A 15,398-nucleotide genomic window follows, 5' to 3' on the forward strand; every position below is an offset into this window, starting at 1 on the left:
TTTCCCCAGGCTCATTCAAAACTCAGCGCGGTTCAATGATGGCTCTTTTGAGAACAGATGTAGAAAGGGCGCTCGATGAGCTCGTTTCCCAAGAAGAGGGGATGCGATTTCAGGGGCTGGCAGTAGTACTCGGCAAGAAGTTCTGGCCCGAACTTGTCTCCCGTCAGAGGAAGAAGGATTTCGGGCTTGATGCCTACGCTCCGGCCAGTCTGGCGCCGGATAGTATTGGCAAGGGGCTCGCCGCCTCAATCACGCCGACATTGAAGAAGATTTCTGACGACGCGAAGACCGCCAAGGAAAACTTCCCTGACCTCAGGAAGCTTCTCTTCGTGACGCCCGCCAAAGTCGGTAACGCCGATCGAAGGAGGTGGGAGGAGGCAATTCCGCGAGATCACGGTGTCGAACTTCATCTCATAGAGCGCGAAGAAATCATTACGCAGATGATGATGCCGGAGAATGTCGCGCTCTGTGCGAGCTTCCTGTCTCTCCATGTCGATGCCGAACCACAGATCGCTGATCTTGTTGAAAGGGCAAAGCGTGCAGCTACGACTGTCGCGCGGGCGTGGGCAATCAGGACAAAAGGGCACCCACTTATCGATCTGGCTGCGGTGCGCCTTGACGCAGACGGCGCAGTGTCTGCCGACGTGTTATCACTGGAACAGATCGATTTGGAGTTGCAGCAGAGCGGTCGCATCGTTCTAGAGGGGCCGGCAGGACGTGGAAAAACTACGACGCTAATACAGCTCGCACAACGCGAACGCGCTGCTGGGACTGCGCTAATGGTCGAGCTTCCGGCGTGGACATCATCGCAGCGAGGAATTCTCGAATATGTTGCAGGTATGCCCGCGTTCCAAGCTGAGGGGCTTACAGCTGCCGATCTGGCTCGCGTGCAGTCAACGGAGCCTTTCCTGTTCTTGCTGAACGGTTGGAATGAGATTTCGGAGTCAAATTCTTTGCGGGCGAGTGACGCACTGCGGGAGCTAGAGCGAGATTTTCCTGGTGCGGGTATCATCGTCGCAACCCGTACGCATCACCTAACTCCACCACTGCCAGGTGCTGTACGGCTGCGGTTGTCGCGTCTTCAGCGTACCCAGCGGCTCAGCTACCTCGTTGCTCGACTTAAGGAACGACACGCTGAGTTGCGTGCTCGCATCGATTCCGATCGACCGCTTGATCAACTGACCCGTACGCCATTCATTCTTTCCGAAGTCGTTTCCTTGTTTGAAGCTGGCCTCGAAATTCCATCCACAAAAATTGGAATTCTAGGCAAGGTTCTTCTGCTGCAAGAGCAGCGAGACGAGCACAGAAATGCCCTGCGCGCAGCACCTATCTTCGGTGTGCAAGAAGAGTATCTGAAAGCCATCGCAACTGAGATGACCCGGCTGGGCGCCACGACAATGCCTGAGGCGGATACTCGCACTGTGGTTGCTGCTATCACTCGAGATCTTTTTCAGCGAGGCCAGATCGATCAAGTGGGAGCTCCTGCGGTCCTTGCGACGCTTACGGCACACCACGTTCTTGAACGCGTTGACTACCCATACGCAGCGTTTCAGTTCGAGCATCAACAGCTCCAGGAGTACTACGCTGCACTTGACGTTCGTGAGCTACTCCTTAGCCTGAAAGATGATGACTATGGATCAGTTGCCCGCTTTACGGCCAGCTATGTGAACGATCCGGTATGGGCTGAACCTCTGCGTATGATTGCCGAGACGTTCGCTGAGCAGACAGTCGACGGTGAAGTGAAAGGGCGAAATGTCAGTGGGGGGGTGAGGCTCTTGGTGATGGCACTCACCGTTGATCCTGTATTCACCGCCGAGCTTGCACAGCTTTGCGGTACGTCCGTTTGGAATGAGGTTCGCTCAAATGTCGGAGAGCGTTTCCGTACGCTTTATGCGATCGGTGGCGGCAGTTTTCAGGAGTATGTAACTTCTGCCATGCTCGCCAGCGGCGCAGACGATTTTAGCGATCTCATCGTGCCGCTTCTATCAGATCAAGACCAGCAGATACGGCTTGGCACGTATCGTCTCTGGCCGGACTTTCATGTCTCTTCGCTAGGAGAGAACTGGCGTGAGCTGGTGCGTGGCTGGGACGACGGGGCGCGCGCGGATTTCGTCTCGGAGCTGCTGCATCACCGTACTGACGATGACATCGCGATCTTTGCTGCCGAAGACGGTAGTGCCGAGGTCAAGAAGGCCGCGGTCTCCGGCCTCATGTGGACCGGCTTTGACGATGGGCTCATTCGCGTCCTTGAGTCTTTGGATGTTCCCACATTTGAGGAAGTCTGCTGTCAAAATCCCGAACGAATGCCCGATGCTCTCATGCCGCAAGTCTTTGCGGCGATGAGGAAGTTCGTAGAGACCACCAAGGACGGTGTTGCCCGTCTGCGAGTCGCGCTCGATTTGGTCGATCTCGGGCAGGCCGGAATGGAGGGCACTATTAGGAATGCCTTGGTCGAGCTACGCCGCAGCGACATGCGAAGCATTGGTCCACGGTACGTCCAAACTGCGCTCAAGCACCTGTGCAAGGCCGATCCTGATTGGGTAAGCGAGTGGGTAGTGGTCAGAATTGCCGAAGGCGCTCTCTACGATCCCGAATCCTGGTTGCCGTTTGCGACGGTCATTCCCGATAGCTTTATTGAGAGGTACTTGCAACGTCTCGAGACGGAAGACGTCAAGCATCCTAGCCTCACTGGCATGATGTCCATCATTGCAGCGGGTGGGGAGGCGAGTCTTGCCGCGCGCGTGTTTGGGAGACTTTGCGAATTGCGACGGATGGTGGACGGAGCTCCAGATCAGCGGCATGAACTCGAGTGGGCGATTACGCGTCAGTTGGAAGCTGTGTATCGACACCTTCCTGGCGAAGTCGCTGCAGCGGGCATTCTATCGTCCGTCACGAGTGGCGATGCACTTGATATCAAAGTCGCAGCTGGCCTGCTCAGCCGAGTCGCCAGACCTGACGCAGAAGCTTTCCAGGTTGTGAATGAGGACCTGAGGTTAGGCATTCGCACGTATTTGAAGAACAGCGTTGATGTTGTGCTGTACCAGAATGACTTCAGCGGTGAAGAGAAGGCCAACTTAGCCTCGGCGATCGCCCAGGTGGGACAGCCAGAAGACATGGTCGATCTAGTGAGGCTCATCCGCGCTGACATTGAGCGTGTCCGTCGCGGTCGCGCTGCCCGTTTAGCGGGAGACCGCGGTCCGCTTGGTAATGGCGGTACTATGAGCTATGCAAGTTGGCATATCTCTGCCGTCATGCACCTTCGTGAGGGTGCTTCCGAGCAGGTGCTCATTGAGTTGCTCCCAGAGCCGGAGTATTGCTCTGAGGCTGCGGCCGCGATGGCACGCGACTTCCTGCCCAGCTCTGTGGGCTCTTTCAATCGGGCGCTTCGCTACGATTTGATATGGGCTGCACGAAAGGGGAAAATTGCGCTGCCCGGCAGCGATCAGCGTCGGGCACAATTTAGCGCCGCACTCAATGCTGAGATCAAGCGCCAGCAAGAGGGGGGTGTCGGTGCAGGGTTGAAAAATCTTGCAATGGCGCTTGCTGCAGTTGACGGGCTTGGATCTGCGTCAGTCGTGTTAGACGCTATTTCTACGCCCGGTCAATGGGATCAACACACTTGTCTCGATGCCTCCGAGCGCCTGTTGACTGCAGGTGTCATTTTGCCTGTGAACGTGGTGTTCGCTCTCGTTGATTCTATGGTCGAGCGTACGAATGGGTGGATGCAGGAATCCGACAGGTATCTTGTGAAACGGATCCTTTCTCTCTGTCCGTTCGTTGACGACCCTTTCGCAGGCGTGGCCAAGATACGAGATGTTCTAGAGTTGCGACAGTTCCGAGGAGGGGATCTGCGCGAGCTTATCAATGCTCTGGGTCAGAGTCGGTCGGATGCAGCCGTTGATTTCTTATGCGAGTGGGCATCTGATGCCCGGACCTTTGAGCACTACGAGGACGACTTCATTAATGCGTTTGCATCGCTCGACACAGCGCGTGCGCGCGAGTGGCTTCTAGGGTTTGTAGATCCGGAGATTCGTGGAGTTGTGTCAGCGCGCCGCTATCATGCGAATGAAGTGCTGATTGCGCGACTTGCAAATCTTGCCCGGCGCAGTCGCCATGTTGCAGAGCGTATGCGAGATTTATGCCAGAGCGATCTGCCGGAAGTTAGCCGGGACATCCTGTCGAGGGTAATGAGTTCGCTCGGGACATCCGAGGCTCTTGCCGCAAATCTAGATCTTATTGACGATGCTGAGGCGATGCCAATTCCCAAAGGAATCTGGGATCAGCTCGAGAGTGCGTGCGTTGAGCAGCGCCCCTTTGGACAGAGTTCTAATGTTTTCACGCAACACGCGCGTGCCTCAAATGAGTTGCGTGTGCTGCTGTTTAGAATGGCGGTTGGGGACCAGAAACGACATAAGTCTGCTTCTATCCTTCTCGGCAAAATAGAAGAGTGGCGCCTGGAGTACGGTCGACCAGCAGGCGAGCCGCGTCACCCTGATCTCGAATCCGGTCGATCTTGGCCGCCCGTGGATTTCTAAGTAATTTTCGCCAACAGGAGCAGTCGCCGCTATGCGAAAGTAGGCCTTGTCTGCCTTCAACGCTCAGCAAGGAGCTAATTATGGATATTCAGGTTTGGCAAGCCATCGTTGTGCCGCTGGCGATCGCCTTTTTGACGCTGGTGGTCACGTGGTCGAACAACTCCGCAAGCCTGTCCCATCAACGAACTCAGCGGTTGCGCGAGTTGGTGCTCACTGGGGCTTGGAACAAGGTGCATCCCATGGTGCTGGTGTTGGATGTCCGTGAAGCCTTTGGCATGCGGATCAACTTGGACGCGCGAGCGTTGCGTCTTGCGCTTTCATACCAGGATTCCGCTTTTGGGGTATTGAGGGACTATCTGGCGGCCCGCGAGTTCGTGCGTGTCTCCGAGGACGGAAGTCGGTTTCAAAGAACTGCGCGCGCTAACGATGATCGGAACTATCGTTTCTGGCCGGCTATCGCTGCTGTGTCCGGCCTAGTCCTGTACACGGGACTCATCCTGCTCTACGCGCACCTTGCCAAGCACGAGACTGTGAGCGCATGGCTGATACTGCCGATTTCGTTCATGTGCTTCTTCGTGGCTTTCAAAGTGTCCATTGGGCTGAGCACCGCCAATCGACTGTTTAAGCTTGGCCCAGTCGTTGCTGGCGGTAGTAATCCGGTTCAAGCCCATGCGGCGGAAGTAGTGCCATCTAATGCTTTGCGTCCGGCTGATCAGATAGCTGACAGTGCAGCGGTGTCTTCACCAGCGATTGAGGTGACCGATGGTGCATCCTGTCGACCGCCAAATGGAGATGCAAATACGCCCTTGCATTGCGTTGCCACCTGCCCCTAGGGTTCCATATCCCAATAGCCAGCGCGTCAGCCATTGATCAATGGTGAGTGAGGCGACTACTGAATCGAGCCAGCATGGAGACGGAATGACGAAAATCTACTCTCTCAAGGTTGCCAACACCGGCAGGGTCTTCGACAGCAGCAGCCAGCAAGGCGATGCTTGGATCAGCGCACTCACTCGCGCCCACCGTGTGACTCACTTCGTCTGTCTTTGCACGCAGACGGGCGAAGGACGGCTTTCAGTCAAGTTCCGCAAAAAGTACCACCTACATCGCTATGCGGGCTCTGGTCCGAATCATCGTCGGAACTGCCGCTTCTACTCGTCCGATGCCTCCAGCTCGGGGTTGCAAGGCTACAGCGTCAACGCGGTCACAGAGCTTGAGGACGGAGGGCTGAGGGTCCGGCTGGACCTTCCATTGCGTCAGCCTCGCAAAACCGATGCTGAGACCAAACCCGTTTCGCCACGCGTTGCCGGCGCGGGCGTGAAACGTGATGCGATGTCATTGCTGGGGCTCTTGCATCTGCTCTGGAGCGAAAGCGGTCTGATCAAGTGGTACCCAGCCATGGATGGAAAGCGTAACGATCGGCTTGTCGCTCGCTTGATGGCCGAGCAAGCAGACAGGATCAACGCGGCACGAATGACGTTGAACGATGTGCTGTTGGTACCAGCCGCCGATGGCTCCGAAGAGAAGGATAAGAACCTTCAGGTCGTGGCGGATGCCCGGAAACACGGACGCAACGTGGTGGCCATCGCTCCACTGGCAAGGTACAGCCCCGATCGTGATGCTGTGCTTAAGCGACTGCCCCTGCGTAGCGCCGCCGGTATGCCAATGATGTACCTGGGCGATATCGCGAGGGCGGCGTTGAACGAGAGCTTCGCAGCCGAGCTGAATGCCTGGCAGGCGGGCGGCCAGATATATGCGATTTTGCATCTGAGCATGCGTGCTGGAACCAACCCATATGCGGATGTGAACAAGATCGGGCTGATGCGTGTGAGCGAACGCCTGATTCCGCTGGATTCCGGCCATGAGGCAACGATTGAAAAGCTGCTCTACGACAACAAACGAAGTTTCTACAAGCCACTTCGTTTTGATGCCGGGTTAGAGGCTGTGTTCCCAGACTTTTGGCTGCTGGATATGGATCGTGACTACCCGATGGAGGTGTTCGGCATGAACACGCCGGAGTACTTGACGCGGAAGGCGGTCAAGGTCGAGCACTACAACACCAACTATCCATCTGGCTGGTGGCAATGGGATGCCTACGCCACTACGACTGTTCCACCACTACCGATGTTGGTTGAGTCTGCTTAGGCAGGTACGCCTTCGTGCGAATCCAGTTCCAGCATCAGGTCGTCCCGGCGGTGGCTGACATTGACATTGGGTGGAGAAAGGGAGCCTCAAGGCGCTAGTAGGGAAGGAGGAAAGCACCCTTGAGGCTCAATCTTGCGCAAGGAAAAGAGTGGCGGGCGCAGTGGGCGGTCATGAGGTGGCCCGTCACGTACCCGCGACTCCGTGACGGTGCCGGTACACCGTCGCTTGGAATCGTAAAAACCCCTGCACATCGTTTCAATACCGATGCGACGAATGACGTGGGAAACGGACTACAATAGCATGTTGGCAGTTGAGTCACACCGGGTCGTCAGGCACATCGGCGGCCGGCCCGGCAGGTGCCAACAACATCACCCGCGCCAACCGATACGGCAGGATCGCCACACGTCGCGCCTCGATCTTGAAGGTGACGCGTGGGTTCTCCTCACGGTCCTCCCACTCTTCGCGCACGGTGCGGCCATCGACTAGCACGCGCATGCCTTTCTGGTACAGCGCCTGCCATTGTTCGGCATCCTGGTGCCACAGCTCCACCGGCGCCCAGTAGCCGCCGCGGTCCTCATAGCCGTCTTTGGTCGGCACTGGGTTGTCGAAGTAAACGTTGAGCCTTAGCAGGCGCCGGGGTTCGACGTTGTCGCGGGGGAATTCGCGAAATTCCGGGGCGGAGCCGATGTTGCCTTCGCCGATGAAATAGGTGCTCATGGAACCTCCGGGGTAAGGCTGGGTAGGCGCTGCTGGACGGTGTGCTCGGCATGGACCAGTTTGTCGACGGCGCTGCGGGCCAGCTGTGCAAGGTTGTGGGCCAGGCTGATCTGGGCGTTGAGCAGCACGCGTTGGCGCTCCAGCTGATACAGCTGGGGCACGAGTAGCTCGGGCGTGTTCGGGGCCAGCAAGAGTGCCTGCCACTGCGCCACGCCCATGGCCGTGCGGTCGACCCGGCGCCAGCGCAGGAAGCAGGTACCGGCGGCCGTGGCCTGGCGATTGAGTTGCACCGGCATCAGGTGCAGCGGCGAGGTACGGGCATCGGCCAGCACGGCATGCAGATCCTGCTGGATCAGTTCATCGCGCAATGCGCAGCAGACCTCGGCCAGCACCACCAACTCCCCCTTACCCTTGAAAAGGCCTTTTAGGGAGGCGAGCTGTTCCAGCGCCTCGGCGTGGGTCAGTGCGGGCATGGCTGGGCCTCCTCGTCATCGCAGGCGGCATCGTCTGCAAACGTGGGCTCTGGCCCAGCACCGTTGGTCTTGGTTGGCCCAGGACGTCGGATCGTTGGAGCGTGACGGGCACGCTGCCGGCCTTCCAGCACGGGCTGTGGCAGTTCACCAAACTGTTCGCGCGCGTGCGCCGCCCGGGCATTGTTGGCTTGGAAATCGCTGCGGCAGACGCCGCTGGAGCGGTAGGGCTGGACCAGGCCGAACAGGCTGCGCAGTTGGTGCGCACCTTCCTCCAGCCAGCGATCCAGGGTGGGTGGGTCGATCAGGGCGGTGTGTTGGGCCAGCAGGGCGCGCCGGGCTAGTTCGTCGTAGTCGGCCAGCAGGTACAGCCCAAGGAACCCCAGCGGAGCGTTGACCGTGACGGGCAGTTGCACGGGCTCCAGGTTGAGGTTATCGCCCAGGCTGAGGGCGGCCGGGGCCTGGGTTAGAGCGTCGCTCAACTGGGCGCGCAGGTCGAGCAGGGCGGCGCGGGTGCTGTCGAGTTTGGCTTCCACTTGCAGCAGCCAGGCATCGGCATACGGGTCGTCCTGGGAGGCGTCGCGGTGGATGCGGTTGAGCATGGCGACAAAGGCGCTCAGGCCGAAGATACCGTGCAGGTCGGCGGCGGGCAGGCGGCCTTGCCACAGGCGGATGGCATGGTGGGTGTGCAGGGTCAGCTGCATATCGCTGCGCAGGCGACCGAGCGGGGCGTGGTCGGTGAGGGCCATGGGCAAAGGGCTCGAAGGCAAGTCGAGGGCCTAGCGTGGCTGGTTCGCTACCCGGTGTCTGTGGGCAATGCACACGCGCGGTGTTCCGGATTGCCACGCTGACTATGTCAGTGACATAAGTCGTTGGCAGACATCGCTGGAACAGAGCACGGGGGTTAGCGGATGCCGAGTAGCTCGCGCAGGTTGGCCAGGTGGTGGCGCGCATTGTCCAACCGCGCTTGTTGCTGTTCGGGCGATAGCGGTGCCGGTGCGGGTGGTGGTGAGGCGGGTTTGGCCTTGGTCGCCCAGGGGTGGAAGTCACCCCGCAGGGCCTTTTGCAGGATGCCGAACAGGTAGGCCGCAGGGCGTTGCACACCACCGGCCGCGCAGCGCACCTGCCATTCGTCCAGCACCGCCTGGCGTAATTCCGGCTCCACGCGTTGCAAGGTGGCCAGTGCGGCACTCTGTTCTTCCGGGCGCAGTTGGGCAAAGCCGGGTGGCAGCTTGGCCGGATTCGTTTCCCGCGCGCGCGGTATACAAAAGCTTTTACTGATACTAAATACAGTACTAGGCCCCTGCTTCGGATTCCGAAGGCAGGCGGAATTCGGGGCTTTCAGACCTGCTTCGGAATCCGAAGCAGGTGAGGTGATTTCGGATTCCGAAGTAGGGTTGCCTTCGGAATCCGAAGTACGTGCCGCGGTGAGCTGTGAGATCAGAGAGGGCGGTGGCGGCTGGATGTCGGTGGCGCTTTCCAGCCAATCGGCCAACCGTTGCAGGCGCTCCGGCAGCGGGCGGGTGGTCAATAACGGATCCTCGGCGAGTGCCTGCAGCGCGTCATAGGCCACCCACTGCACCGCCTTGCTGGCATGGGTCAGTGACTGGCTGAGCAACTCCAAGTACTCGGCGTCCAGGCGCAGCGCCTCGAAGGGCGATAGCGGCGCTTCGTGCAGCACGTAGAGGTTGCCCTGCCATTGGCCGTGACTCCCCGGCCGACGCCGGCGCGCCAGGCTGAGCCAGCGGCACAGGCGCAGTACGGTCAGCGCCCGTGCGACGGTTTCGAAGGAGGCTTGGCTGGCGCAGGGGGAGGTGGTGAGGAAGGGGCGCAGGCGTTCGTAGGTGGGCAGGGCGGTGACGCCGTCGCCATTGAGCAGCAGGCGGATCACCTGCCAGGCATTGCGCTCCAGCGGTGACAAGCGGCGGTCCAGCAGCAGGGCGCGCGGCACGCAGTCATGCAGCTGGCCGCTGTAAACAAAGTCGTCGCGTGGCAGCGGCCGGACCGGTGTGGTGGCGGGCGGCTCGGGACGGCGCGCCATGGTTCAGACCAGTTTCTGTTCGACCCAGCCCTGGATCGTGGCCCACACCACCGACAGCGGCAGGGCCATATCTTCGGCCACTTCCAACGCCAGTTGCAGCATCGCCGCATCATCGGCCAAGTCGAGCTGGCGTTGATCGCGCAAGGGTTTCCAGCGCCGCCACAGTTCGGTGTCCTGGGCCTCGTCGAGGGTGGGGTGGCGGCCGCGGCGCTTGGGTAAGCCGAGTACCTCGCGCCGGGTCGCTACTTCCTGGTGGGGCAGGCCGTGGTAGCGGCTCATCATCTCGGTGCTGGCGCCGGCACGCAGCAGGCGGTCGATGGTGGCGACCTCCTCACTGACCACGACGGCCTGAGTCAGGATGCGCTGCACCACCGCCGGGTTGACCGTGACTTTGCACCAGCAGACCTGGGCGTTGATCAAGACGCAGAGCAGCTCCGGGCGCTTGAGCGCGGCCAGTTGCTGCTCGGTAAAGCCCATCGCCAGGCAGCGGCGTAGTTGGCCGCTGCGAAGGTCTTGCATTGCCTGGGCGATCACCGCCTGGTTCAGTGGTTGCCGTGTCTTCATCGCGGTTCACCGGCACGGGGCAACTGGCGCGCGAGCTTGATCAGGCGAAACAATTGAGACAGCGCCGTATCGTCCAGCCAAGGGGCGTGGGATGGGGTGCCGCATAGCAGCGCGCCAATTTTGGCTGGCGTGGCAGTGGTCGGATCCGTCAACGTCTGCCAGAACCCGAGCAGGGCTTGGCCTTGCGCGGGTAGGGTGCCGGGATCTGCACAGTGGCAGGCGAAGCCCAGCCCCTCGGTCTTCGCCAGGACTTCAATCGTTGGCGCGCAGCTTTCGGTGATCGACTGCGCCAGCTCAGCAATGCGTTTACGCAGCGGTTCGCTATTGGGGACTGCGGCATTCGTCGGCGGTGGGGTAAAGGTCGCGGCCGCCGGCAGTCTGCCTGGTTCGGGGTGCGGCAGCGGTACTTCGGGCTCCAGCAATTGGCTGAGCAGGTCGCGATGCAGTTCTGTTTCGCCCAGGTCCAGCGCCAGTTCGTCGTAGCCCAGATCCAAACGTTGGGCCAGATCGCCAATCAGCTCATCGCGTGCCCGCTCCACCGAGAACTGCCCCTGACCGCTGTCGCAGCGCGCCAGGCTGTGTTCAAAGGCTGGCGCGAACTCGGCCTCGGCGTCGGGGGCATGTTGCTGCCAGGTGTGCTGCGCGGCCTTTCGCAACGCCAACAGCTTGCGGATCTGTGGCCGCCCCAGCCCGGCATACAGCGCCTCGGGAATGGCTGGCAACAGGTACTGCAGGGTGTCGCCCATGCGGCTGATCGCTGGCTGGTCCACCGGGTAGCCGTCCTCGGTCAGGCGTTCGGCGAGCTCGCGCTGGTTCAGCGCATGCCCGCATTCCTCCTCATACAGCTGCCGCGCCTGATCCACCGCCTGGCTGCGCTCGATAAAGCTGAGGCTGCCGCGCAACTCGTTCTCGGCCAGGTGCCCGGTCAGGGCCAGGATCTCGCCGCGCGCGGTCCAGGGGCGGAACAGGCACAGGAAACTGTGGAAACGTTCCTCGCCGGTTTCCGCCCACAGCTCATTGAGGATCGCCAGACGGGTGTTGCCGCCGTTGCGGATGATGAAGTGCTCTTCGTCTGGGCGGCGGGTGATGTTTGGTGGCTGGTCCAGGCCGCGCTGACGGATCGAGGTCTTGATCGCCTGATACTGCGGGTTCGGCGCTCGGCGTGGGTCGAAATGGTACGGGCGCAGTTGTTCAAGGCTCACCTGCATCGGGGTGTCCACCACCGGATCGCTGGCTGCTTGCGCAGACGGCACACTGCGCGTAAATGGCGTGGCCAGCAGTTGGGCGGCCAGGTCCGGGGCGGTCGGCTTAGCCATGGTCATTACTGTCGGTTGGTTTGGCCCGCCGCACTACCGGGCGCCTGTCGTTGGCGCGGGCGCCGGTGTGGATCGGGGTGAAGCCAGGCTTGCGCAGGGTCAGGTGCAGGTCGGGGCTGATCTCCACCCGCCAGCCCTCACGCAGGGCCATCAGGATCAACCGACGCAGGCGGCGCGGTAGGCGATTACTGTCCATGCTGACGACCTCCGCGCCCAGTAACCGTGGCGAAGCGCGCCACCCAGGCCGGGAACAATTCCCCTGCTAGGGCGCGCATGGTTTCCAGTGCAGCAGGGGCCACGCGCCCGGACGGCTTGCGGTACTCGACCCGATGCACCGGCCATTGCTGCGTGGCGGCGCGCGGGTAGGCATCGATCGCCGGCACTGCGGTATGCAACACCTGGACACCGCCGGTGTGGCTGAACACCTGGCGCAGGGCCTGTTGGATCTGCCGCGCATCGGCCGACACCGGATGCACGCGGTTGATCAGCAGGTACAGCGGCGGCGGCTGGATGCCCAGGTGACGGTAGGGCGCGATATCGTCCAGTAACCGCAGGGTGCCGCGGCGCAGTTCGCGGGCGGCGAGGATTTCCGGGGTGACGGGCGACAGTGCCAGGTCCGCGGCCAGCACCGCCATCTCCAGCAGCACAGTGCGTGCGCCCTGGGTGTCGATCAGCAGCAGGTCGTAGTGGGCCTGAAAAATCGGCAGCAGGTTGCGTAGCCGCAAGCGGCCATCGGGTGCGTGCAGCAGCAAGGTACCGAGCTGGCCCAACTCGTCATTGGATACGATCAGGTCCAGGCCGGGGATGCTGGTGCGCGACACCAATCGGTCCAGGTCGCGCTCGTTGCAGGCCAGCAACTCGTAAGTACCGGCCGAGGCTTGGTAGGTCAGTGCAAAGTAGCTGGACAGGGTGGGTTGCACATCCAGATCCAGCAGCAATACACGCAGGCCGGCGTCGGCGGCAAAACCACCGAGGTTGGCCGCAGTGGTGGTTTTGCCGACGCCGCCTTTGGAGGAGGCTATGGCCACAATACGCATGGTCTTCTCCCGTCAGTCGCGTTCGGCGCGGCGTTCGGCGATCCATTGCTCAACTTCAAGCGAATCCCAGCCCACCGCACGGATGCCCAGTGGAAAACTCTTGGGGAAACGCCCGGCGCGCATCAGCGCGTACAGGTGGGCGCGCTTGAGGCCGGTCTTGTGCTCGACATCGACCCGGCGCAGCACGCGATGCTCGGCGTGCAGGGGTTCTGTGGAGATGTTGTCAATCATGATGATCACTCCCGAAGGCTTGTTAGGGGTGATCGGTATTCAATAGCCCGCGTCAGCCTGCGGCTACCGCAACTGCGGGGGACTCGGCCGCAGTTGCGGTTCCGGGGACTAGCTCAAGCGCCCAGGCTGCGGCGAGCCGCGGCGAAATGCTTCTGCATCGTGCGCTCGGTGATGCCGACACGCCGGGCCGACAGTTGGTGCGTTTGGACGATGCGCGATGTTTCGCCTCGTCGAGGGGCGGGTTCCTTGTGTCTGATTCTTCCTGGCTTTGATCAGTATCAGGTGCATCGGCTGACTGACACTTCGCACCACGTTGCAGTGCATCCAACCGGCGAAGGTGCTAAACCTATGCGGTGACGTAGAACGTCAGCTTCATCACATTGACCAATCAAGGTAGGGAATGCGTTATGAATGCCATGGACGATGACATGTTGGACCCAAGCCTGACGAGTGAGTACAAGTCACCCTCTGCGTTCGCTGGCCAGAAGTTGTTTGTTCAGGGCGATGACTGGCAGAACAACGCCATGCTGGGTTGGACACACTTCCCTATGGATCTATACGCAGCGGGGTACAAAGATGCAGCGGACGGGTTGCTCTACGCATTGGCAGATCGTCGCGTAAGTCTTGATAGCGTGATCTATCCGCTGGTGTTTCTTTATCGCCAAGGTCTTGAGCTTCAGCTGAAATTGATCCTGCCTTTAGCAAGGCGGTTAGCTGATCGTGCTCCTAAGGACGATCACGATCACAGGCTCATGCCTTTGTGGCGGGAGCTGCGCGAGCTTGCAGAGAAACTTGATCCTCAAGAGGATGATAAAGAGCTGTCCGCCATGGAGGAGTTCATCCAGCAGTTGGATGATGTTGATCCAGGGTCATTTTCTTTCCGATACCCAACCACCAAGAAAGGTGAGGTATCGCTACCAGAGTTGCGCCATATCAATGTGCGGCAGCTCAGCGAGATCATGGATAGCGTTTTCATGATGATGGTAGGAATTCATTCATCGCTATCGGTCATGGATCAGTCGCCAGGCTATTAGATTGGCCAGTAGCCGTAGGTGTTGCTTCAGCAATGAAATATGGCTCTGTGCTTGGGCGACACCACACTTTTTAGATGCCTCAATGCGTACCGTACAGCGTGCGGTGCTTCGAGAGTACCTGCTAGGTCGTCGGTATATTGACCTGGAGCGGAGCCGCAACTGCGAGTTGCGGTCGCAGTTGCGGTCTCAGACGGCAGGCTCAGGCACCTAGGCTACGGCGAGCCGCGGCGAAATGCTTCTGCATCGTGCGCTCGGTGATGCCGACACGCCCGCCGTGGTAGGAAATGATCGCCTGGATGATCGACGAGTCACTGTCGAACTGACTGTAGCGTTGCCCGCCGGGGGAGCTGCCGCGCAGGACCGTCAGCAGGCCGCCGATGATGTTCAAAAGGGCAGAGCGGCCACGGTCACTGAGTTCTTCGCCGGGTGGTGCCAGGTGTCGCAACTTAGCCAGGTCGCGCTCCAGCAGGGCTTTCTGCTCTTTCAACTGTGCCCCGTTCTTGGCGCACATTTCGAGCTGCACTTTCAGCTCCGTGTGGTTGGCCGACATCTCCTGCATCGCCGTCCACGTCAGGCCGCGACGTTCGGCAGGCCCATACAAAAACCTTGGCTTGTCTGCCGGATAGTGGAGTTGCATCCAGGCCTTCAGGTGCGGCTCGCAGATGCTCAGTTCAGGGGACTCCAGCAGGCTTTTGTCCTGACAGATGATGCCGTGCTTGCCGAAGGGGAGGTCGCCGTTGTACAGCGCGCAGTAGATGCGTTCGCTGTTCAAATGCAGGTTTGGCCAGCGTGGGAAGTCGTCCTTGGTCGGGCGCAGACGGTCGCCGAGTTGTGCCAGGATTGAGGTTTCGAAATGATGCAGGTCACTCCAGCGGATCGCTGCTTCAATCGGGTGGTAATAGGCTTTCATCAATGAGGTAGTAAGTTCGCGCATGATCGATACCTTGCATGAATGGTGAAATCATCAATGGGTTCCTTGGTTGGGCGGCTCTTTATGTGGGAATGCAGGAGCATGTCCCGATAGCCGTCGTGGCTATCATCCAACGAAATGGTGAGTTTGGGAGGGGGCTGCGGTACGGCCGAAAATTTCAGAGTGGCCCTGGCATATCACTGTAGGGTTCTGCGAAATCTGGCGTTACATTTTTCTATGTACTTCGTCCGCCGAGCCCGAGGTGCCGACGGCTAATGACGCGCGCAGGACTATCGCCTCCGGGATGTTCGCCTCATCCCGTACGTTGATCTGGTGAGAAATTTGTCATGTCGATAGTGACTGCCGGTCAGGCGTTGGAAGAAATGTCGGTCTTGGTCGGA

Annotated in this window: 14 protein-coding genes; 4 read left to right on the plus strand and 10 right to left on the minus strand. The window is 60.2% G+C overall.

Translation table 11 applies throughout. The features are described 5' to 3' along the window. The first annotated feature begins 35 nt into the window (after positions 1-35). From M2497_RS08620 to M2497_RS08630, 3 genes are all read left to right on the plus strand, one after another. Positions 36-4,535: a hypothetical protein gene (locus M2497_RS08620; protein ID WP_248486883.1), complete on the plus strand. Its 4,500-nt coding sequence runs from the start codon at positions 36-38 to the stop codon at positions 4,533-4,535. An 80-nt stretch (positions 4,536-4,615) separates the two neighbouring features. Beyond that, the gene (locus M2497_RS08625; RefSeq protein ID WP_248486885.1) at positions 4,616-5,368 is read left to right on the plus strand and encodes a hypothetical protein; all 753 of its coding nucleotides are present in this window, start codon (positions 4,616-4,618) and stop codon (positions 5,366-5,368) included. Between the two features lie 85 nt (positions 5,369-5,453). Further along, entirely contained in the window at positions 5,454-6,677 is a 1,224-nt protein-coding gene (locus M2497_RS08630) for a DUF1173 family protein (protein WP_248486886.1), read from the plus strand. A gap of 315 nt (positions 6,678-6,992) precedes the next feature. Here the strand turns inward: M2497_RS08630 and M2497_RS08635 are convergent, their stop codons facing one another. The 9 genes from M2497_RS08635 to M2497_RS08675 form a co-directional block, all read right to left on the minus strand. Continuing rightward, positions 6,993-7,394, minus strand: coding sequence for a single-stranded DNA-binding protein (locus M2497_RS08635; RefSeq protein ID WP_248486887.1), 402 nt, complete (start codon positions 7,392-7,394; stop codon positions 6,993-6,995). Further along, positions 7,391-7,867 carry a DUF3158 family protein gene (locus M2497_RS08640; protein WP_248486888.1) on the minus strand — a complete coding sequence of 159 codons (477 nt, stop codon included), beginning with the start codon at positions 7,865-7,867 and terminating at the stop codon, positions 7,391-7,393. Before M2497_RS08640 ends, M2497_RS08635 begins: the two co-directional genes overlap by 4 nt. After that, complete coding sequence (locus tag M2497_RS08645; RefSeq protein WP_248486889.1) at positions 7,855-8,613, minus strand: PFL_4669 family integrating conjugative element protein; 759 nt, start codon at positions 8,611-8,613, stop codon at positions 7,855-7,857. The genes M2497_RS08640 and M2497_RS08645 overlap by 13 nt, the downstream gene beginning before the upstream one ends. Positions 8,614-8,768: 155 nt before the next feature. Then, positions 8,769-9,905, minus strand: a complete 1,137-nt coding sequence (locus M2497_RS08650) for an STY4528 family pathogenicity island replication protein (RefSeq protein ID WP_248486890.1) — start codon at positions 9,903-9,905, stop codon at positions 8,769-8,771. Positions 9,906-9,908: 3 nt separating this feature from the next. Continuing rightward, the gene (locus tag M2497_RS08655; RefSeq protein ID WP_248486891.1) at positions 9,909-10,469 is read right to left on the minus strand and encodes a DUF2857 domain-containing protein; all 561 of its coding nucleotides are present in this window, start codon (positions 10,467-10,469) and stop codon (positions 9,909-9,911) included. Next, on the minus strand, positions 10,466-11,785 hold the full coding sequence (locus tag M2497_RS08660; protein ID WP_248486892.1) for a ParB family protein: 1,320 nt from the start codon (positions 11,783-11,785) through the stop codon (positions 10,466-10,468). Before M2497_RS08660 ends, M2497_RS08655 begins: the two co-directional genes overlap by 4 nt. After that, the gene (locus M2497_RS08665; protein ID WP_102591965.1) at positions 11,778-11,981 is read right to left on the minus strand and encodes a hypothetical protein; all 204 of its coding nucleotides are present in this window, start codon (positions 11,979-11,981) and stop codon (positions 11,778-11,780) included. Before M2497_RS08665 ends, M2497_RS08660 begins: the two co-directional genes overlap by 8 nt. Next, positions 11,971-12,822, minus strand: a complete 852-nt coding sequence (locus M2497_RS08670) for a ParA family protein (RefSeq protein ID WP_248486894.1) — start codon at positions 12,820-12,822, stop codon at positions 11,971-11,973. The genes M2497_RS08665 and M2497_RS08670 overlap by 11 nt, the downstream gene beginning before the upstream one ends. Before the next feature lie 12 nt (positions 12,823-12,834). Beyond that, positions 12,835-13,053, minus strand: a complete 219-nt coding sequence (locus tag M2497_RS08675; protein WP_123750546.1) for an AlpA family transcriptional regulator — start codon at positions 13,051-13,053, stop codon at positions 12,835-12,837. A gap of 407 nt (positions 13,054-13,460) precedes the next feature. Between M2497_RS08675 and M2497_RS08680 the strand changes: the two genes are divergently transcribed. After that, the gene (locus M2497_RS08680; RefSeq protein ID WP_248486895.1) at positions 13,461-14,087 is read left to right on the plus strand and encodes a hypothetical protein; all 627 of its coding nucleotides are present in this window, start codon (positions 13,461-13,463) and stop codon (positions 14,085-14,087) included. A gap of 199 nt (positions 14,088-14,286) precedes the next feature. Here the strand turns inward: M2497_RS08680 and M2497_RS08685 are convergent, their stop codons facing one another. After that, a complete protein-coding gene (locus tag M2497_RS08685) occupies positions 14,287-15,021 on the minus strand; it encodes an ATP-binding protein (protein ID WP_248486896.1) in 735 nt (244 codons plus the stop codon). Between the last annotated feature and the right edge of the window lie 377 nt (positions 15,022-15,398).

Source organism: Pseudomonas sp. CYM-20-01 (assembly GCF_023169845.1).
Lineage (GTDB): Bacteria > Pseudomonadota > Gammaproteobacteria > Pseudomonadales > Pseudomonadaceae > Aquipseudomonas > Aquipseudomonas azotoformans.

What these genes read in the sequence shown, in the direction of transcription:
- M2497_RS08620 (WP_248486883.1), top strand. Translation starts at nt 36, where the DNA reads ATGATGGCTCTTTTGAGAACAGATGTAGAAAGGGCGCTCGATGAGCTC.
- M2497_RS08625 (WP_248486885.1), top strand. Translation starts at nt 4,616, where the DNA reads ATGGATATTCAGGTTTGGCAAGCCATCGTTGTGCCGCTGGCGATCGCC.
- M2497_RS08630 (WP_248486886.1), top strand. Translation starts at nt 5,454, where the DNA reads ATGACGAAAATCTACTCTCTCAAGGTTGCCAACACCGGCAGGGTCTTC.
- M2497_RS08635 (WP_248486887.1), bottom strand. Translation starts at nt 7,394, where the DNA reads ATGAGCACCTATTTCATCGGCGAAGGCAACATCGGCTCCGCCCCGGAA.
- M2497_RS08640 (WP_248486888.1), bottom strand. Translation starts at nt 7,867, where the DNA reads ATGCCCGCACTGACCCACGCCGAGGCGCTGGAACAGCTCGCCTCCCTA.
- M2497_RS08645 (WP_248486889.1), bottom strand. Translation starts at nt 8,613, where the DNA reads ATGGCCCTCACCGACCACGCCCCGCTCGGTCGCCTGCGCAGCGATATG.
- M2497_RS08650 (WP_248486890.1), bottom strand. Translation starts at nt 9,905, where the DNA reads ATGGCGCGCCGTCCCGAGCCGCCCGCCACCACACCGGTCCGGCCGCTG.
- M2497_RS08655 (WP_248486891.1), bottom strand. Translation starts at nt 10,469, where the DNA reads ATGAAGACACGGCAACCACTGAACCAGGCGGTGATCGCCCAGGCAATG.
- M2497_RS08660 (WP_248486892.1), bottom strand. Translation starts at nt 11,785, where the DNA reads ATGGCTAAGCCGACCGCCCCGGACCTGGCCGCCCAACTGCTGGCCACG.
- M2497_RS08665 (WP_102591965.1), bottom strand. Translation starts at nt 11,981, where the DNA reads ATGGACAGTAATCGCCTACCGCGCCGCCTGCGTCGGTTGATCCTGATG.
- M2497_RS08670 (WP_248486894.1), bottom strand. Translation starts at nt 12,822, where the DNA reads ATGCGTATTGTGGCCATAGCCTCCTCCAAAGGCGGCGTCGGCAAAACC.
- M2497_RS08675 (WP_123750546.1), bottom strand. Translation starts at nt 13,053, where the DNA reads ATGATTGACAACATCTCCACAGAACCCCTGCACGCCGAGCATCGCGTG.
- M2497_RS08680 (WP_248486895.1), top strand. Translation starts at nt 13,461, where the DNA reads ATGAATGCCATGGACGATGACATGTTGGACCCAAGCCTGACGAGTGAG.
- M2497_RS08685 (WP_248486896.1), bottom strand. Translation starts at nt 15,021, where the DNA reads ATGCGCGAACTTACTACCTCATTGATGAAAGCCTATTACCACCCGATT.